The 17,713-nt window shown below is 58.3% G+C and carries 21 protein-coding genes and 1 tRNA gene; 14 read left to right on the top strand and 8 right to left on the bottom strand.

The features are described 5' to 3' along the window. Window positions 1-404 precede the first annotated feature (404 nt). From BN1800_RS10155 to BN1800_RS10115, 11 genes are all read left to right on the top strand, one after another. Complete coding sequence (locus BN1800_RS10155) at window positions 405-2,402, top strand: methyl-accepting chemotaxis protein (protein ID WP_086996972.1); 1,998 nt, start codon at window positions 405-407, stop codon at window positions 2,400-2,402. Between the two features lie 145 nt (window positions 2,403-2,547). Then, window positions 2,548-4,050, top strand: a complete 1,503-nt coding sequence (locus BN1800_RS10150) for an ATP-binding protein (protein ID WP_027510768.1) — start codon at window positions 2,548-2,550, stop codon at window positions 4,048-4,050. A gap of 121 nt (window positions 4,051-4,171) precedes the next feature. Then, window positions 4,172-4,248, top strand: a tRNA-Arg gene (locus BN1800_RS10145). A 306-nt stretch (window positions 4,249-4,554) separates the two neighbouring features. Next, window positions 4,555-4,749: a helix-turn-helix transcriptional regulator gene (locus BN1800_RS10140; RefSeq protein WP_086996970.1), complete on the top strand. Its 195-nt coding sequence runs from the start codon at window positions 4,555-4,557 to the stop codon at window positions 4,747-4,749. A 384-nt stretch (window positions 4,750-5,133) separates the two neighbouring features. Continuing rightward, window positions 5,134-5,829, top strand: a complete 696-nt coding sequence (locus BN1800_RS43870) for a helix-turn-helix domain-containing protein (protein ID WP_179213774.1) — start codon at window positions 5,134-5,136, stop codon at window positions 5,827-5,829. Beyond that, a complete protein-coding gene (locus BN1800_RS40250) occupies window positions 5,813-6,034 on the top strand; it encodes a hypothetical protein (RefSeq protein WP_143533934.1) in 222 nt (73 codons plus the stop codon). The genes BN1800_RS43870 and BN1800_RS40250 overlap by 17 nt, the downstream gene beginning before the upstream one ends. Beyond that, a complete protein-coding gene (locus tag BN1800_RS10135; RefSeq protein ID WP_086996967.1) occupies window positions 6,027-6,425 on the top strand; it encodes a hypothetical protein in 399 nt (132 codons plus the stop codon). The genes BN1800_RS40250 and BN1800_RS10135 overlap by 8 nt, the downstream gene beginning before the upstream one ends. Window positions 6,426-6,492: 67 nt before the next feature. Continuing rightward, window positions 6,493-6,864 (top strand): helix-turn-helix domain-containing protein, encoded by a 372-nt coding sequence (locus tag BN1800_RS10130; RefSeq protein ID WP_086996963.1) that lies wholly within the window; start codon window positions 6,493-6,495, stop codon window positions 6,862-6,864. A 221-nt stretch (window positions 6,865-7,085) separates the two neighbouring features. After that, window positions 7,086-7,979 carry a phage major capsid protein gene (locus BN1800_RS10125; protein WP_244564478.1) on the top strand — a complete coding sequence of 298 codons (894 nt, stop codon included), beginning with the start codon at window positions 7,086-7,088 and terminating at the stop codon, window positions 7,977-7,979. Window positions 7,980-7,991: 12 nt separating this feature from the next. Continuing rightward, window positions 7,992-8,180, top strand: a complete 189-nt coding sequence (locus BN1800_RS10120) for a hypothetical protein (protein ID WP_086996957.1) — start codon at window positions 7,992-7,994, stop codon at window positions 8,178-8,180. Continuing rightward, the gene (locus BN1800_RS10115; protein WP_086996954.1) at window positions 8,161-8,367 is read left to right on the top strand and encodes a hypothetical protein; all 207 of its coding nucleotides are present in this window, start codon (window positions 8,161-8,163) and stop codon (window positions 8,365-8,367) included. The genes BN1800_RS10120 and BN1800_RS10115 overlap by 20 nt, the downstream gene beginning before the upstream one ends. 27 nt (window positions 8,368-8,394) lie before the next feature. Here the strand turns inward: BN1800_RS10115 and BN1800_RS10110 are convergent, their stop codons facing one another. After that, window positions 8,395-8,847 (bottom strand): cupin domain-containing protein, encoded by a 453-nt coding sequence (locus BN1800_RS10110; protein WP_179213773.1) that lies wholly within the window; start codon window positions 8,845-8,847, stop codon window positions 8,395-8,397. 274 nt (window positions 8,848-9,121) lie between these two features. On the opposite strand from BN1800_RS10110, the gene BN1800_RS10105 reads away from it, so the two are divergent. After that, a complete protein-coding gene (locus tag BN1800_RS10105; protein ID WP_244564477.1) occupies window positions 9,122-9,373 on the top strand; it encodes a hypothetical protein in 252 nt (83 codons plus the stop codon). A gap of 128 nt (window positions 9,374-9,501) precedes the next feature. Here BN1800_RS10105 and BN1800_RS10100 read toward each other — a convergent pair whose 3' ends face one another. The 4 genes from BN1800_RS10100 to BN1800_RS10085 all read right to left on the bottom strand — a co-directional run bounded on the left by BN1800_RS10100 (window position 9,502) and on the right by BN1800_RS10085 (window position 12,118). Beyond that, window positions 9,502-10,068: a hypothetical protein gene (locus BN1800_RS10100; protein WP_086996945.1), complete on the bottom strand. Its 567-nt coding sequence runs from the start codon at window positions 10,066-10,068 to the stop codon at window positions 9,502-9,504. A gap of 108 nt (window positions 10,069-10,176) precedes the next feature. Further along, on the bottom strand, window positions 10,177-10,689 hold the full coding sequence (locus tag BN1800_RS10095) for a hypothetical protein (protein ID WP_086996942.1): 513 nt from the start codon (window positions 10,687-10,689) through the stop codon (window positions 10,177-10,179). A 415-nt stretch (window positions 10,690-11,104) separates the two neighbouring features. After that, entirely contained in the window at window positions 11,105-11,500 is a 396-nt protein-coding gene (locus BN1800_RS40245) for a hypothetical protein (protein WP_143533932.1), read from the bottom strand. 315 nt (window positions 11,501-11,815) lie between these two features. Next, window positions 11,816-12,118 (bottom strand): hypothetical protein, encoded by a 303-nt coding sequence (locus tag BN1800_RS10085; RefSeq protein ID WP_143533930.1) that lies wholly within the window; start codon window positions 12,116-12,118, stop codon window positions 11,816-11,818. An 892-nt stretch (window positions 12,119-13,010) separates the two neighbouring features. Here BN1800_RS10085 and BN1800_RS10080 point away from each other — a divergent pair. Both BN1800_RS10080 and BN1800_RS10075 read left to right on the top strand, forming a co-directional pair. Further along, window positions 13,011-13,424: a hypothetical protein gene (locus BN1800_RS10080; RefSeq protein ID WP_086996932.1), complete on the top strand. Its 414-nt coding sequence runs from the start codon at window positions 13,011-13,013 to the stop codon at window positions 13,422-13,424. A 12-nt stretch (window positions 13,425-13,436) separates the two neighbouring features. Next, the gene (locus BN1800_RS10075) at window positions 13,437-13,967 is read left to right on the top strand and encodes a hypothetical protein (protein ID WP_143533928.1); all 531 of its coding nucleotides are present in this window, start codon (window positions 13,437-13,439) and stop codon (window positions 13,965-13,967) included. A gap of 25 nt (window positions 13,968-13,992) precedes the next feature. Here BN1800_RS10075 and BN1800_RS10070 read toward each other — a convergent pair whose 3' ends face one another. The 3 genes from BN1800_RS10070 to BN1800_RS10060 form a co-directional block, all read right to left on the bottom strand. Then, window positions 13,993-14,925, bottom strand: coding sequence for a tyrosine-type recombinase/integrase (locus BN1800_RS10070; protein ID WP_086996926.1), 933 nt, complete (start codon window positions 14,923-14,925; stop codon window positions 13,993-13,995). After that, window positions 14,922-15,299 (bottom strand): Arm DNA-binding domain-containing protein, encoded by a 378-nt coding sequence (locus BN1800_RS10065; RefSeq protein ID WP_179213772.1) that lies wholly within the window; start codon window positions 15,297-15,299, stop codon window positions 14,922-14,924. The genes BN1800_RS10070 and BN1800_RS10065 overlap by 4 nt, the downstream gene beginning before the upstream one ends. A gap of 487 nt (window positions 15,300-15,786) precedes the next feature. Next, window positions 15,787-17,505, bottom strand: a complete 1,719-nt coding sequence (locus BN1800_RS10060) for an adenylate/guanylate cyclase domain-containing protein (RefSeq protein WP_086996920.1) — start codon at window positions 17,503-17,505, stop codon at window positions 15,787-15,789. Window positions 17,506-17,713 lie beyond the last annotated feature (208 nt).

The following is a 17,713-nucleotide window of genomic DNA, read 5'->3' as shown; positions in this document are numbered from 1 at the left end:
AAGGAGCGTTGTTTTTCGAACGGGCGAGGCCAAAGGCCAAAGTGACCGAACGTGCGGCGGCTTATACGGATGAAGCCCCAAGAAGTCAATTATCACCCGGTGATTCATCAGTCGGCCGTTTGACACTGCGAAAGTTCGCATCCTGGTGTTAACGATTACGCTCACTGCATCGATAGGTTGAATTTTGCTGGTTCCGCGCTAACGGACATGCGATCTGCAATTTTTTTCTCAAGTCCATGCAATTTTTGCGAAGAAAGCCGTCGATGTCCGAATAATACGGGTAATTTTTTGTAGTACTAAATCATCGCATTCGAAATGTAACATTAAGAAATTTAGCCGATCTTCATCCTATCGGCTGGGAATTTGCTTTCCAGACTGTCGTTAGTCCCTCTGGAGGCATTCCTTTGAAAATCCGCGGCAAGATCAATTTGCTCGTTTCCGTTATGGCAGCTGTCGCCCTTATTATCGGCGCGACCGCCCTCGTTGCCATGAACGAGTACAACAATAAATTCAGCGCCTATAAGAGCGCCTCACAGCGCGCTTATGCTGGCGAGCGGCTCAACCGCTTCGTGACTGCGACGGTTATGGAATCCCGCGGTATCTACGCGGCGAAGGAAATCAAGGATACCGGCAACTTCGCCAAGGGCCTGATGGCCGATCTCGATGAGATCGACAAGGTCATTGCCGGATGGGCGCCGCTGGTTCCCGAAAGCCAGAAGGAAAGTTTCGGAAAGCTCGTCGAACGCGCCAAGGAGTTTCGCACTTTCCGCACCGAGACGGCCCGCCTCGGCACCGAAGTCGGTCCGGCAGCTGCGAACACCCAAGGCAACAACGAGGCAAACCGTGCGAACCGAAAGGCCTTCCAGGCCGAGATCGATTCGATTGTAAAGACCGACAAGGCCGAGTTGCAGGCTGTCGATGCCGAGATCGAAGCTTTCCGTGCCTCGCTGTTCTGGCTCGTGCTCGCCATTACTGGCGTTGGTATTTCGACAGGTGTCGGCATGGGCTTCTACATCGGCACCAATCATCTCAGCCGTCCGATCAAGCGCGTCACCGCCGCGATCAACGAAGTCGCCAGCGGCAATTTCGAGGCGGAAGTGCCTTATGCCGGGCGCAACGACGAAATCGGCCAGATGGCAGCCGCTGTCGCCGTCTTCAAGGAAAATGGCCTTGCGATCAAGCGTCTGAATGCACAGGAAACGGCCATGCGCGCCAAGAGCGATGACCTGCAGTCCAGCATGTCCGTGGTAGTCGCTTCCGCGGCTGCTGGTGATTTCAGCCGCCGTATCGAGAAGGACTATGAGGACGAGAACCTCAATCAGTTCGCAGGCAACATCAATACACTGCTTTCGAGCGTCGATGCCGGCGTCGGCGAAACCCGCCGCGTCATTGCAAGTCTTGCGGATGGCGATCTGATGCAGACCATGCGCGGCGACTTCCAGGGTGTCTTCGCCGAGCTGCAGCAGAACGTCAACAACACGTTCCAGACGCTGCAGACGACTATGCGCGAGATCCGCGAGACCACCGAAGCGATCAATGGCAACACCAACGAGCTCCGCGTTGCCAGCGATGACCTCTCCAGGCGCACGGAGCAACAGGCGGCAGCCCTCGAGCAGACCTCCGCAGCCCTCGATGAGATCACGGCCGTCGTGCAGAACTCGACGGAACGGGCGCAGGAGGCCAGCATCATGGTCTCGGAAGCGAAGGACAATGCCGGCCGCTCCGGCGTCGTCGTCCGCAACGCAGTCGATGCCATGGGCCGCATCGAGCAGGCATCGCGCGAGATCAGCCAGATCATCAACGTGATTGACGAGATCGCTTTCCAGACCAACCTTCTAGCACTGAACGCGGGTGTCGAAGCGGCACGTGCCGGGGACGCAGGCAAGGGTTTCGCCGTCGTCGCGCAGGAAGTTCGCGAACTTGCCCAGCGCTCGGCAACGGCAGCAAAGGATATCAAGTCGCTGATCACCAAATCCGGCGATGAAGTTCATGTCGGCGTGAAGCTGGTACAGGCGACGGGCGAGGCGCTCGGCGAGATCGAAACCCGAGTTATCGCGATCAACGATCACATTCACTCGATCGCCACCGCCGCCAAGGAACAGTCGACCGGCCTCAAGGAGGTCAACACGGCGATAAACCAGATGGACCAGGTGACGCAGCAGAATGCAGCGATGGTCGAGGAAACCTCGGCTGCGACGCACAAGCTCTCCGCAGAAGCCGACGGCCTGGTCAATCTTATCGCCCGCTTCAGGATATCGAATGCGGCTGCTGTGCCGGTCGCCGTTGCCCGCCGCGAAGAACATCGTCCGGTCGCCTCGCCGGCGCGCCGGGTAATGAAAACCGTCTCGCGGGCCTTCAACGGCAACGCGGCGGTCGCCGGCCAGAACTGGGAAGAGTTCTGAGTATCTTCGACCGTCAGAAAACGCCGCCTGCGGGCGGCGTTTTCTTTTGTAACGGCATGCCGTTGTTCGCGAAGATTTGAAAGCGCAGTTCGATCGGGTATTATAAAGGTTGAGTGTCAGGCGCTTTCGCCGATCGGAATGACAAATGCCGGAGCAACACCAAGGCGAAAATTCGAACGTCGATAGTGCGATGGACAGCGTGAATGGCCGTCCGGCGGGCGCATTCGGCGGCCTGTCGGGCAAACTGCTCTGGCTGACCGTACTCTTTATCATGCTCGCCGAAGTGCTGGTGTTCTTCCCGTCCATCGCGACCATGCGCATCCGCTGGCTGGAGGACAAGCTGAACACGGCTGCCGCCGCCGCCATCGTCATCGATGGTCTACAGCCCGTCGAACTGCCGCGCGCTTTGCAGAAGGAGACATTGGCGGCGACCGGCACGAAGGCAATCGTTCTTCGCAAGGAAGGCACCTCCCGGCTTCTGGCGATGAGCAGCATGCCGACATCCGTCGATGAGCAATACGACCTGACCAAAACCACGCCGATCAGTTCCATGGGAGACGCGCTGGACACGCTGCTTTTTGGCGGCAACCGCATCATCCGCGTTTACGGTCCGGTCGGCGAGACCAACATGGGCGTCGAAGTGCTGATGAAGGAAAAGCCCTTGCGCACGGCGATGCTCGTCTACGCGCGCAATGTTCTGCTTCTCTCGGTGCTGATCTCGCTCTTTACCGCGACGCTGATCTTCTTCGTCATCAACCGCATCCTGATCCGCCCGATCCGCAGGCTGACCGGCAGTATGCAGCAATTTTCAGCCGATCCGGAAAACCCGCAGCATGTCTTCGTGGGCGACGGCGGGCGCGATGAACTGGCGGTCGCGGGACGGCATCTGACGGCGATGCAAATGGAGCTGCAAAAGACGCTGAAGCATCAGAAGAATCTCGCGGCACTCGGCCTTGCGGTCTCCAAGATCAATCACGACATGCGCAACATCCTCGCCTCGGCGCAGCTGATGTCTGACCGTCTCGTGGATGTCGATGACCCGATGGTAAAGAGCTTTGCACCGAAGCTGCTGCGCACGATCGATCGCGCGGTCGGCTATACGACGGAAGTGCTCTCCTTCGGGCAGGCAAGCGAATCGGCGCCGCGCCGCCGGCGCGTCAGGCTCTATGATCTGACGCAGGAGGTGCGCGATATGCTGGCGATCGATCCGCATAGCGGCGTGGAGTTTGCCGAGCAAATGCCGCCGGACATAGAAATTGATGCCGATAGCGAGCAGATCTTCCGCGTGATCCACAATCTCTGCCGCAATGCGTTGCAGGCGCTGACCGGCGAAACGGCTTCCGACGGCGTCAAACGCATCACGGTGTCGGCACAGCGGGTCGGCAGCGTCGTCAGCATCATCGTTGATGATACCGGGCCAGGCATGCCGGTAAAGGCCCGGCAGAATCTCTTTGCGGCCTTCCGTGGTTCGGCGCGCAGCGGCGGCACGGGTCTTGGCCTGACAATCGCGCGCGAACTGGTCCTTGCGCATGGCGGCACGATCGCTCTCGTCGAAAAACCAACGGCCGGCACGCAGTTCCGCATCGAGATCCCCGACCGGCCGGTTTCGCTGGAGGACTATCGTTCGCGCACCCAGGCGGAAAAGTGATGCAAATTCCGCAACTCAGCCATCCGCAACCAAAGTCATGATTTTTTTCGAATTGCTATTGCATTCGCCCAAAGGACGCTTTAGAGGATCGCCCACGCAAGCGGCACGGCCGCTTTGGCACGCACCCGTAGCTCAGCTGGATAGAGCACCAGACTACGAATCTGGGGGTCGGGCGTTCGAATCGCTCCGGGTGCGCCATTTTTCTCAAGAAAAGCAATAATTTACCGGATGCTCGTAAGAGCCCTTTGATTCTAGGGTGAGCCGGGGGCAAGCTGGGGGCAAGTCGATGCCGTGTTGCTTCGGAATCATTTTCCCCACTTGCAATGTCATGCGAGAGCGTGCCTAATATTAAAAGATTCGGCCAGTACCGTGTGTCCGTGCTCATCTTACCCACGCGCTCTAATGCGTGAAGTCGCCCCATAGAGGGCGATGAACCGTGGTAAGGGCCCCGACCTCTAATCAGTCGCGAATCGATCCCCAAAATTCAGTGGAGTCGAGTTAGCGATGGTAAAAGAAATCACCGTTCCGCTTTTAGTCCGCAGCAATCTCATTGAGTCGATCGTCGGCATTCCAATACGGACGTTTTATGAAATGGAAGCACGCGGTGAGGCACCTCGCCGGGTGCAAACCGGCCCGCGCGCTGTAGCTTGGATGGGCGACGAACTTCTCGAAATGTGCGAGAGGTTGCGCCAAGCGTGATGAGCTTCTGGCTACTGGCAGGCCGCCGACGCTCAACGTGGCGCCACGCCGAGACGATAGCCCACCCCGTCCGCGTGGCCGCCCGCGCAAGGTATCCGCTACCGACGTAGCCGACACTCAGTCCCATGCGTAGGAGTCGTCGCGATTTGCGCGCGCGACGGCTCCTAGTCAGCATTGATTGTGTCTGAGACTTTAAGGGCTGAAGCCTAGACCGAGCTTCCTCGCGCGTCAATTCGCGGCGGTTTCTTCCAGTGAACGGAGGAACCGACCGATGCCCAATACATCACCAACGAGCGTGCGCGACGCCGCGATTGCCGACGAAATCAGACGTGACGCGGATCGTGCTTGGCGCGTCCTGAGCCTCCGCCTGGAGGGACGCGCGCCGTGAGCCAAAAGCAGCCACCACCGGGGTTAACTTTCTTCAAGGCACTGTGTCTCGCGCCGATATCCGGCCAGGCCAAGGCGGCTGGCTGCGCCTTGTTCGATCACTACAACTTCAAGACAGCTCAGTGCGATCCCAGCGCAACGTCACTGGCGCGCCGTCTCGGCATCGACCGTCGCACGATCTTCGACGCGATCAATGAGCTTGAGCAATTCGGCTTATTCGCAAGACGGCCTCATGGTGGTAACAGCTCTCGCAACTCCTACAGCCCGAATTTTCCGCTGGCTAGCCTGATAGTCAAGGACTTCGAAGGGCGGCGCAAGTCCGGCGTCGAGCCCGCAGAAACGTCGCACATGCACCCGAACAAGAGACCGCCAAAACGCTCCCGGCGCGCCAAGAATGGTGGCGACGCTGCCACCACTTTCGGGCGTCAAAATAGTGGCAACGGCCCCACGTTGCCTAGTGGCACCTGCGCCCCCGCCCCTGGTGGCACCGTTGCCCCGCAAACTCTTTTAAAGAACCCATTGAATTTAACTCTGGGGCGTGCGCGACCTGAAATATCCCATCAGTCAGATGGCGGATCGCTGACTTTGGGCCCAAGGGTCCAAACCGCGCCACGACCTCCGCCGCCCCGCCCTCCACGAGCCCCGACCCGCCCTCCAAACGACGGAGACAGCCACCATGACCAAGAAAAATAAAACGCGGCAATTCAGCGACACGGAACTGGCGGCCATCGCCCGCCAGTTCCGGCGTTTCCGTTCCGCCAGCAATACTCCGATGCCGAGCCTGCTTTCCAGCAGTGCTACTCCGACTGGCCAATGGCCGTGCTGTTCATCGCTCGCCACAACAGAAAATCCCGGCGCAGTAGTGGCGTCGGCAACATGGGAGAAAGACGATGAGTGATGCGACGACCATGAACGCGATCTTGGCATTCGTGGATATTGGAGCCCGGCGCAATCCCGCGCCCGGCACGAAAGGAGCAGAAGCAATGACTGAGTTGGAAAAAGCGATCTACTTCATCGTCGGCTATGTTGATGGCAATTTCGCCGCCATCGGACTGCGCGATCCATTCGGCGACGGAACGACCGAAGAGGACGAGATTGACGAGGACGAGGGCAAGCGGCTCGACGCGGCGATGCGCCTTCGCATCCGTGCCCAGTTCCCGTCGCTCAGTGACGAGGACATTGAGACTGCCTACAACGCAGCGTCGATGAACAGTGTCGCCTATATCCCGTCGCCTGCCAAGAAGGCCGAGATGCGGGCCAAATACCCCTTCTTGCCCTGGAGTAGCTGATCTGCCGGGGCCGGGCGACGGGCTATCACTCGCTGCCCGGCCTCATGCGCGAAAGGAAGGCCGACCTATGATGAGGGATGACGCGCTCAACCAGATCGAGCAGTTGCTCGCGGAGCAAAAACGCATGGCCGAGCGGCTTGATCACGTTGAGCGGAAGCTCGACCGACAGCTCGGCGAACGCGCAGGGGCGCAAAGCATCGATCAGACCGACACCGTTTCGATGTTGCGGATGGCATGCGCTGAGCGCGGAGTGATCGTTACGGCTGATGGCCGCGTCGGCGAAAATGACGCCGCCGCGCTTCTCGGTAAGGCGTCGCAAACGCTCCGAAATTGGCGCGCCGGAGCGCGACCGCTGCCGTTTAGCAAAATCGGTGGCACCGTCACTTACCACCTCCAAGACCTCGCTGAGCTTCTGGACGGCGGAAAAAGCGATGCCTGACCGGCCCGAACTACCCGAAACTACCCGAAACCGACTTTCCAGCAGACGCGGCTCGGGCCGATACTTGCGGCGTCACAATTCTTCAGCAAGGGACGCCGCCCATGTCGTCAATTTCGCTCGCATCGAAAGGATCAGCGTTCATCCGCTTTGCGATGGCGCTGGCCATCACGAAAGGCGACATGTCCGACGCAGCCGAGGTTGCGGCAGGTCGATGGGGTCCGATGTCGCCCGCCGCGCGCGTCGCGAAAGATGCCATCGGCGCTGGCCAGCTGGCCGGTGGCAGTTGGGGCAACGAACTCGCAGGTGATCTCGCGACGGCCACCGCCGAATTTTTTCAACTGGTGGCCGAGCGCTCCATCATCGGAAGGATGGCCGGGCTGCGGCGTATGCCGTTGCTGACGAAAGCGATTTCGGTCATCGGCGGTTCCACCGCGCATTGGGTGGGCCAGGGCAAGGCTAAGCCGATTACTGCGATGGTGTTCGGCGACACATTCCTTCCGTCGCGCAAGGTGATCGCACTCACGGTCATCACGCGCGATCTACTCGAAAGCGCCGATCCGGCGGCTGAGGGCGTGCTCAAAACCGATCTCCTCCGCGCCGTGGTCGATGCGCTCGACAGCGCGTTTGTTAATCCGGCGAACGCTGGCATCGCCGATGTCATGCCTGCGTCGATCACCAACGGTCTGACGCCTTCCGCCGATTTGGAGGCGCTCGTCTCGGACTTCGCCGGAGACCTGTCCGCCGCCGTATTTGTGATGAACCCGGCAACAGCGGTCTCCTTGTCGAGCGCTGACCGTCCGAACATCGGCGCGAGGGGTGGCGAATTGTTCGGCGTGCCGGTCGTCACGTCGCGGAACGTGGCAGAGGGCGACATCACGCTGGCTGATCCGACCGGCATTGCCCTTGGCGAAGGCACTGCCGCCGTCCGCATCACGACTGAGGCGACTATTGAAATGAAGGATAGTGCCCCGACGCAGGACGCGACCACCGGCACCGGCACTGTGCTCGTCAATCTGTGGCAGGCCAACGCGGCGGGAATTGTCGCCGAGCGGGCGGTGAACTGGCAGGTCGCTCGACCGGGCAGCGTCGCATATATCGCCGCCGGTAGCGGCTGATCGGAGAGACAAATGGCTTTTGATGGTGAGAAATTTGGCCGGGAAGTCGTCGGCATCGTCAAAGATTACCTGCGCCGCCAGCTAGAGCCGATGGAGGCGCGCCTCGCCATTCTCGAAGCTCAGGCAGGCATCGAGAAGTCGAAGCCGGTCGTGCGGATAAGGGCGGTTGGGAGGAACAGCAATGACGATGACGCCCGCTGACATCGAGCAGGTCGACCCCGTTCTTGGCGATGACGGTCGCTCGATTTGCTTTTATGGTCATACACCTGATGAGGATCAGACCTTCGTCTGGTCGGTCAGCTTGCCCATGGCGATCACGGAAGACGCCTTCTTGCTGTCGGCATGGCGCGAGGTCGGCTGGCTGATATTCATGAGGGAGGCAGGTTAACCTAGCAGCGAATCCGGAATAGTTCTCTTAGGCATTGATCATCTCGATTCCGTGCTTTGCAGCAATGTCCCTAAAGGCTGGCGCGCCCTGCCTTGAAGAACTACCGCTATCGACCTGGGATTCGACGACTTCTGCAACAAATGCCTCAAACACACCTGCTGGTGAGGTGATCCCCAACTGACGTCCGACACCTGGACCGAGGTTCTTAATGGAGTGCGGGGTTCCCCCGGGGGCGAACATCATATCCCCCGGGCCAAGCGGGCGAACCTCTTCGCCAACTCGGCATTCGTAGCTACCTTCGATGATGATGTGCCACTCGTCGTAGGCGTGACGGTGGAGCCCCGCACCTGAACCGGGAGCATTGCTCATCTCACAGAGGCTATAGTCTCCGCTAGTAGTAGGCTTGAAGGTTATTCTGATCTGCCCGAGTTGGTAGGTCTTACCCTCGCCGACAAGGAAAAATCCCGATGTTCCCGACATGCGCTCCTCCCCTTGCTTTATTCCAAGCATACAGGAGTTCAGAGTGGGGCGCGACAAAGCCGTCGATGCGGCATCGGATGCACCATCAGGTTGGGGGGCGGGTGAAACTTGCCAAGGCACGCGGCCTCGGGACCCGCGCGGATCTCATTCGTAGATTTTTTCTGGCGCCAGAAAAATCGCCTGAGACAAGATGACTTTTTCCCGCCCGCCTATGCAAAAACAGAAACGCACCCATGGTCGACCCCGGCATCACCCTACGAACACGAGCCGCCGGATGGTCGCACTCCTTGCAGGCGAGGCCATTCCGCAGTCAGCAATCTGCCGCGCGCTGGAGATCGATCCGAAAACGCTAAGGCGATACTATCGTTGTGAGCTTGACCGAGGTTCCGCGAGGCTCGAAGCCGCGCTTATTGGGCATCTGCTCCGCCTTGCCGGTGGCGGCGACGGGGTTGCGCTCAAGGCGATTCAATTCATGTTGCGAAGCCGTTTCGGCTGGAGTCCCTATGCGCCGCCACCGTCGCGCTGATCCTCGCTGAGAACATCGCGCACCGATTTAACGCGTCGTACCCGACACAGACTCCCGCTGTGGGTGGAAAGCGACATTCCTATTTCGGGCACCAAGTGTCAGGGTTTTCACCAAGGGCGCGAGCGGATTCATCCTGAAGAGTTAGCAGCTTGTTTCTGGCCAAGAACTCGCGCCGACGCCGATCCTTTGGATCGCGGCGCGGTCCCCATTTTGATATCGAAGAACTCCCAAAGCAAAACTTCACCATCTGAGATCACGGCCTGCAGGTCTGCCACGGTCACCCGTTCCATGATCCAATCGCCCTTAGCCTTCCAGCTTTTGTACATCAGCTGTGCCGCTTGCGGATCAATCTTTCCATCCTTGTCCATCACCAAAGTCAGTTGGCCGTGGGAAAGCTTGTCACGGGCCTTTCGGGCGGCTGCGTACCTATTCAAAGTCGGTTGCAACTCCGCGAAAGGCAGTTTGATCTTGGCCTGCCCGACTTCGAAGACCTTGCGAATCAGAACAATACGCTTGTCGAGCGGCATGCCCATCAATTTGCTCGCTCGGATTTCTTCGACGCGGCCACTGTGGCTTCCGCGGAAGATCACCTCGCTGATAAACAGCATGTCGAATTGCAACTCCAGTTGCGATGACAGGGACACAAACCTGCCAAGTTCCGCAAGAAATGCGTCAGGCGGATATGGAATGCTCATGGCAGCGGACAACCTTCGATCACTCCGTTTGTGCCCAAGTTCAAGCGGCTGCGGATATCCCCGACTGATCCTGCAAGGTCCAGCGCGGGCCGGGAGCTAATTGCCCGATCATTCCCTCGCGGCGATGAACCCAATTCGGGTGCGTCCGCTCGCCTCATCTAGTTCTGCGGAGAATGCTTCCCGCACGTCTTCAAAAATAGCTTCGCAGATCGCTTCCATCGCTGCAGAGGGTTCCTGTCCGATAACCGCCCGGCGGCTGCGAACGCCGACGAGCGCGACAAGCTCTGATCCCGAAGGTTTAAACTCGATTACCGTTCGGACCCATGTCGCGCCGTCATCCGCCTTGTTTCCGATCTCGGTGCAAATGCCCATGAAGATCGGTTCCAAATAGGTCGTGCCTCGCTCGTGGCTGCTAAAGGATGCATCGCGATAAAGGCCTCGGGGTTCGAATTCACCATACGGTGGAACACCATTCGCCGCGCTCTTTGGTCCCCCTAGAAAGGCGCTATATGATTCGATGATCTTCGACCCGGCATCATGAACCCTATTGTAGAACGCCCAGGTATACTCTCCATACTGTGTCGTGAGTTCCTGAAGTTCCTCATATCTGCTCGTCGTCATTCCCCATCCCTCCCATTCTGACGAAGTCGTAGCAGCGGTGGCAGGGTGGGAACAAGCGGGAACCTTTCCGCCGGGCAACGGGCTATGGCGCGGGCAATGCTGACAATACCCCAACAAGGGAAGCGGACAGACTTGGCGGTTGAACCTCCGCCAAGTTTGGCGGAAGTCCCTGGCAGCTCCCTTCGAATGGCCCGTTATGTCATCCGCCATGATGAAGCCCTCGCGCAATCCGTCATGAATGGTGCCGTGACGCTGAACGCGGCCTATCAGACGACAAAAGATCGCGTCGAAAAATCTGACACCGAGGAGGAGCGGAGCCGGGTGGCGCTAGACGGATTGCGTCAAAGCTATCCCGATCTTGCGCGCAAGGTTGAGGACGGGGAATTAGCGCTACCCAGCCGCCCTTGTCGCGAAATCAGCGGCAGTTCGTGTAGATCCCGGTCGAGATGCACCTAACCTGGTTCCCGCTGCCGAGTGTCAATGGTGCCACTTGTGGCGTCACCATCTGCGGATACTGAACCATCGGCATCGGCTGATACGAATAGGCTGCGGCCTGTTGTTGCTGTTGCGCCTGGGCCGCTTGCTGTTGATAGGCGTACATTTGCATCTGCTGCGGTGTCATGGCTTCTCGCCGTTCTGTCGGTTGTCCCTGCGCATTCCGGCAAACGATGTGTGTTCGTGACACATGCGCCTGATAGGTCACACAGGAAGCATCCCCGGTCATGAAATAATTACCGCGGTCAAAGGTCGGAGAAGCGCTTGTGGCGCATCCGGAAAGAAGCGCCATCACCATTATCAGTTGATATTTCATCAAATTCCCCTCACGCGATAATCTTTGTTATCGAGCGGGGGATTTCGCGTCAACGCACCTGCTGACCAAAACTGTTCTACAATTTCTAGGACTTGCTCAAAACAGAAGGACAAATTTAACTTGCGTGTATCAATGTATGTATCGCGCAGCTAATACATAGGGCGAATCAAATGTTTGTTGTGTCGATACTTGATGGTGGGGACGAGCGTAACTTCCTTGCGACAGGTCTGACCTTCCAAGGCGAGTCTGTGTTCATAGATGCTGCCGGGGTAAGGCATCGATTTCGGCGTGCCGACATTTTAGAAATTGTTTCGGTCAATGATGCCGACACAAGCCGAGATTTGCCGAGGCCGTGTTGCGGTTGGCATCCGCTTTCCGAACTGCTGCCTGAAACGGCAACTCGGCAATGACGCCCTTGGCCTCTTTACGTATCTCTTTCACCTTGGCAGCGGTGAATATTTCGCCAGCCTCGACGCGCTCGGCGATGAGCGCCTGAACGTCCGGCTCGGCTGTCCAATACGCGGGTGCTAAGTGTCTACCTTGTAGACACATTTCCTCCCGCAAACCGTTAGCGATTGTGATTGCCTGATATGCTGACGAGCGCGGGATATGGGGCAACCTAGTTTCAAGCCATCCTTGAAAGCCGCCCTCATCTCGCCGATATTTGAAAAGCTCTTGCGCGGCGGCAAGCTCACGTCCGATTTCGAAAATGGCGTCGCCTTGATCGACCCTGATGTCCCCAATGCTTCCCCAATCGCGTTAAGCTCGCGCTTCTTTTCTTCGCATTCAGGCTTAGAAAGACCGCGAGCCGACTCGTGTTCGGTGTTTCCCAGTGCTTGAATAAGTCTGTAGGTTTCGGCTTGTGCCGCCGAAATATCTAGCAAGTAAATAACACATCCAACCGCGACCAGTACTCTGGCAAGTTTGGGTCTGTTTCGTTCTCTCCTCATTATCGTTCTCCAAGAGCCTGCCATCGCGCGGGCTTTTTTCGTTTTTATAAGGCGACAGGCTGATGGCCGACAAGACCGACGACCTGATTATTTCCGTCAGCACCGATGTCGCCACGCTTCGCCGAAGCCTCAAGAGGTGCAGCGCCTCATAAGCATCCTCGCGGCAGCTGCGCTATCCTTTCCCCGGCTATACCCGCGAATCGCGCTGACGGGCGTCCCTAGCGGCAAAGCGGGCTATCACCGCCGCGTTGCCATACCCCACATTGCCGCCAGCTTGTCGAGGCAGGTCCGCAGGTCATTGGCAGCATTGAGTTTTGCCCGCATGATCGTCAGGTGACGGTTCTTAGCCCTGAACAGCGATCGAAGCGGAGCCTGAAGCCGGGCCGTACTGACTTTGTCGAGATTGCTCGACAAACGAGGCTGTCCATTTAATCGCGACCTGAAGATTTACGGCTAGCTTCTGGAAAGCGGAAATTACGTTTTTCCCCCGCAAATCCGGTAAACCCTTTTGAAAGGAAAGAAATTTACGTTCATGCTTGTGGAAGGACTGCAGTAAATAAATGAGTGATGTCGCTTCGGATTTAATAACGAACATCGAGAGTTATCAGCAACTTCTGACGACCCTCTCCCTTGGTGTGGCCGCCGGTGCATTTGCGTTGCTCTCCCAGATAATTTTCCATAACTCGCAGAATACTACAAAGATTTCTATGGCCGCCACCAACTGTGTATTTGTCGCAATATTTTGTCATCTTCTCGCAATTTTGTTCGGGGTTTTGACCAAGAGTGCTTTGGTAGCATCGGTGCCAGCTTTACATGCGATTAATTGGGGGTCCGGATCTGCCACCAAATATCTTTCAGACACAGGTTTAGGCCACATTATGTGGTTTTCCATGCTTCAGGTTTTTTCCTTCGGGGCCGGCATGGTGGTTCTTTTCTATGTTCTGTGGCGCAACATGCATCTGCTGCGTCCCTAGGGGGATTGGGTTTTGGACCGTAGACGTTTGATTCTTTCTTGCGCCGGGCTTGCAGCTAGCTTGGCGATTTCCAGCCGTGTAAAAGCACAAAGTGTTTCAGACGAACCTGTGGATGTGTCAAAATTCGCAGCGCAATTCGAGCAGGGCGTTTCACTTGAGCGCGTCTTCACAGACGTCGAGTTTGTTCAGGACTGGCGTGCTGAACTTGCACCTCGGGGCTATGAGAGCGCTGGGGAGTGGGGGACGCGTGCAGCCCAAAACAGAGCAGTTGTGCGGGATAAACTTGGGCAACAAGTCACCGCCACGCTACAAAATTCATCAGAATCCATTGCAGCCTATCAGAAGATCGCATTTGAAAGATATGGGAAGAACAGCACCGAATTCGAAGCTTTTCTGAGTCAGATCGGCATTATACCGAGTGGACGGGCTGCTGCTAGGCTGATCCAGTCCCTCCATGACTTCGCTCTTTTGAATGCCGGTTCCCTTGGCTCCGACGAGGTTGACGAAGCCGCGAAATCGTCATTTTTTTGGCCGTTTTGCTAAGTCTTTGTCATCGCCCCGGGGAACGTCACCCCTCTTGCGTCAGTGGGATCACATTGTCTGGCCGTTCGTTGCCTCCGACGATTGCCTGAAGGAGGTTTGCCCAAGCGGTGATTGCGCGCCTCTTATCCGGTAGATAATCGTTCAGATCGTAATGCATACCTGTCACTGCTGCTGCCCCGCCAGTATCGGCGGCGTGGGCAATGACTTGGCTGACGATAAAGCGCGGAATGCCGATCCGCTCGCCGGTTATGGCGGTCGCCCCGCTTCTGCGGAAGTCATGCGGCGTCGCACGTGGCATTTTCAGCGCCGTCACGATCCGGTTCATAGCGCGCGTCAATGCCCGCCGGTCCATAGGCACGTCATCATCGGATCGGGGTGATTGGAACACGAACTCCTTGCCGCCAATGATTTGCTTGGCCTCATCGAGGAGGGATATGGCAAGATCGGAAAGCGGCACCAGATGCGCCCGTTTGCCTTTCATCCTTGCCGCAGGAATCAACCACGTGCGCGCCTTGCGGTCGATCTCCGTCCAGCGCATGCCGACGACCTCGCCCCCCCGTTGCAGCGTCACCAGCGCCATGCGCAAGGCAATGCCCATATCCTCGGATAGGGTCAGATTTTCGATCTCCCCCGGCCTTTCGCAAGCCTGCCAAAAGGCACGCAATTCATCGTCGGAAAGTACCCTCTCACGCGGCTCGGAATTCACGACGGCGATGCTGTTAGCCGGGTTGTAGTCTATTAGTTCCTTGTGGACGGCGTAGCTCAAAAGTTGGCGCAGGATGTTACGGCAATGCCGTCCCGTCGACTTCGCCTTGCGCGTCTGTTTCGAAACAAAATCGGCAACGTCTTTGCGCTTGATATCAGCCACCGGCGTATCGCCGAACTGCGGCTTGACCAACTTTTCGTAGACGCGCTTTTCCTCGGCAAGGGTGCTCGCGCGTTTCGGTTTGGCCTTCACCGTGCGCGGTGGAGACCGAGGGCGGCGTCGGCGAAATAGGCATCAGCCAGACCGTCGAGGCGGTTCATGTGCTTCCGTTGCGCCTCGGCCTTCACCTTCCTTTCGACGCCGACGATATCGACCTTGCTGGCGACTTCGCCCTTAATCTTGCGGGCCAGCTCACGTGCCTTCGCTAAGCCAATGCTTGGGAACGGGCCGATTGTTTTTCGTCGGTGCTCACCGGCGTTGTTAACGTAGCGGATCGACCAAGTCCGTGCGCCGCTTTTGGTGACGCGGAACAACAAGCCAGGTTCGTCCTCATCGCGCAATTCCAAGCGATCCCCGGTGGCCCCTGGCATGGAGTTCCTGAGAAGATCGGAGGTGAGTTTTACCAATTTCCTGTCCTTCCCATCTGGAGGCCGTAGACTTGCCCCCGGTAGGCTGGGGGCAACACGGGGGCAACTAAATCCCGCGCTACCTTGCATTTTCTCGCATAATAGCGCATGAGGTGAAACAGGAAAAGCACCATATTTTCAAATAATTATGCGCATACTCGCATCTCGTCGCATTTTCTCGCGCATTCGTTTTCCTAGACTACGAATCTGGGGGTCGGGCGTTCGAATCGCTCCGGGTGCGCCATTTTTCTACCACTCCAGAACAAAACTAAGAACTGCAGAGAAGGCGGCTTTGCGCCTTCTTGTCGGTCACAAAACTGCTTTTCCGGCTTCTCGAAAGCGGACATTGCAGGATCCATCACCAACGTCGTACTCGCGCGCCATCAACGGACATTGATCGATGGAACCCACGGGCATTGCCCTCACAGCCAAAAGACGAGCCTATGTCCTGACCAAAGCAAGCCGGCGATCCAGAATGATGCGCTCTTTAGTCGGGAAGGCCAGCCTTGCGGTAGCCTTCGACGAAGCGCTGGAGCACTTCCTCGTTGTCGAATGGCTGCGATGTTGCCCAGTGCCTGATGCTGAAATGGGGATCGTTCATCATGAAGAATTCCGCCTCCTGACGGGCTTCATCCAGGCGCCCGAGCTGCGCGAGGGCTGCCGCAAGCAAGCGCCGCGACGTGGTGCGGTAGGTTTCCGGCTTGCGCAAAGCCTCAACCGCGGATTGATAGTCGCCGAGCGCATAATAGGCTTGGCCTGCCATCCAATAGTACCATCCCGGTGGGCGCGGATTGAGCCGCAACGCCCGCTTCACGAATTCGACGCCCTTGACCGCGTCGCCCCTCAGGGTGATGAGATCCGAGCGTATCGCCCAGGCATCGGCATGATTAGGATCGAGCTTGAAGGTTGCCTCGAACTCGGCATCCGATTCCGCGTAACGCCGTTCGTGACCAAGTATGATGCCCAGCCCCCAGCGGTTCCCCGCATCGTTAGGGTCGAGCGCCACAGCCCGCTGCGCTTCCGCCAGCGCGCGAGGCTGGTTGGTTTCCTTCGGCTCGTTCCAGAACAGCCAGCCGAGCCAAAGATTGAGGGCCAGCAAGCTATGTGCCTCGGCATAGTCGGGATCGAGTCCGATCGCCTTTTCCAGGAGCATGCGCGCTTCCCGCGCGCCTAACCCGGTCTGAAAACTGACGCCGCGGGCTCGCACGCAAAGGTCATAGGCTTCGAGACTCGTGGGCCGTTTGCGCGCCGGCTGTCCGGCCAATCGGCCGACAAGGGCTTCGACGATCTTGGCCGTGACCTCGTCCTGCACTGCGAAGATGTCCTCGAGGCTGCTGTCGTAGCGCTCGGCCCAGATATGATCGCCGCCGATCGCGTCGATCAGCTGCGCATTGATGCGCACGCGCGCCGCGGCGCGCCGGGCGCTGCCTTCAACCACATAGCGCACCCCAAGATCACGCGCGGTCAAACGCACATCGACCGACCGCCCCTTGTAAGCAAAGGTTGAGTTGCGCGCGATGACGAAGAGGCCGGCTGAGCGAGACAGGTCGGTGATCAGGTCTTCGGTCAAGCCGTCGACAAAGGTTTCCTGTTCCGGATCGTTGCTCATGTTGGTGAAAGGCAAGACCGCGATCGAGGGCTTGTCGGGCAATTCGAGCGATGCCAGTCGGCCGACCGGAGCGGCTCTCAGAACGTGCAGGTTCACGCGATAGCAGTATATCGGCTCGGCTATATTCTTCACCCGCTGCTCGCCCATGGGCTCGAACGCAAACGCCAGCTTCTGCCTGACCTCCTTGGACACCTTCTCCGAAACGCAGATACCACCGGGCTCGGCGAGTTGTTGGAGACGCGACGCCACGTTCACGCCCTCGCCATAGCGATCGTCCCCTTCGACGATCACTTCTCCAAGGTTGATTCCGATCCGGACTTCGAAGCGCTGGTCTTCGGCGACGCTCGCGTTACGCTCCGCCATGCCGCGCTGAAGCGTGACCGCGCATTCGACCGCATCCACCACGCTGCCGAACTCCGCCAGCAGGCCGTCTCCCATCAGCTTGAAGATTCGCCCGTGTCGCGTCGCGATTTCCGGCTCGAACAGCTCTTTGCGGCCACGTTTCAGCCGGTCGAAGGTGCCCGCTTCATCCGCCTCCATGAGCGCCGAGTACCCGACAACATCGATGGCAAGGATGGCAGCGAGCTTCCGCTCCATGTTGAGCCTCAATAAAGATTCACGACTCGCAAGCCGCAGGTCAGAGGCAGGCAGGACCGGCGCCTCCGGCCTTACCGGCCTTACCGGCCTATGATACCACAGATCACGCCTCTTGAGACTATGGCTCGCGCGACGCCCCAGCTCTCCTGCCGCAGCGCCACTGACGCGCGTCCGACCGATCCCGCTGCTTGTTCGCAGCAGTGGCGCA

The sequence above is a fragment of the Rhizobium sullae genome (genome assembly GCF_900169785.1).
Classification (GTDB): domain Bacteria; phylum Pseudomonadota; class Alphaproteobacteria; order Rhizobiales; family Rhizobiaceae; genus Rhizobium; species Rhizobium sullae.
Note: the sequence above shows the minus strand (reverse complement) of the source record. Positions and strands in the feature narration are given on the sequence as shown.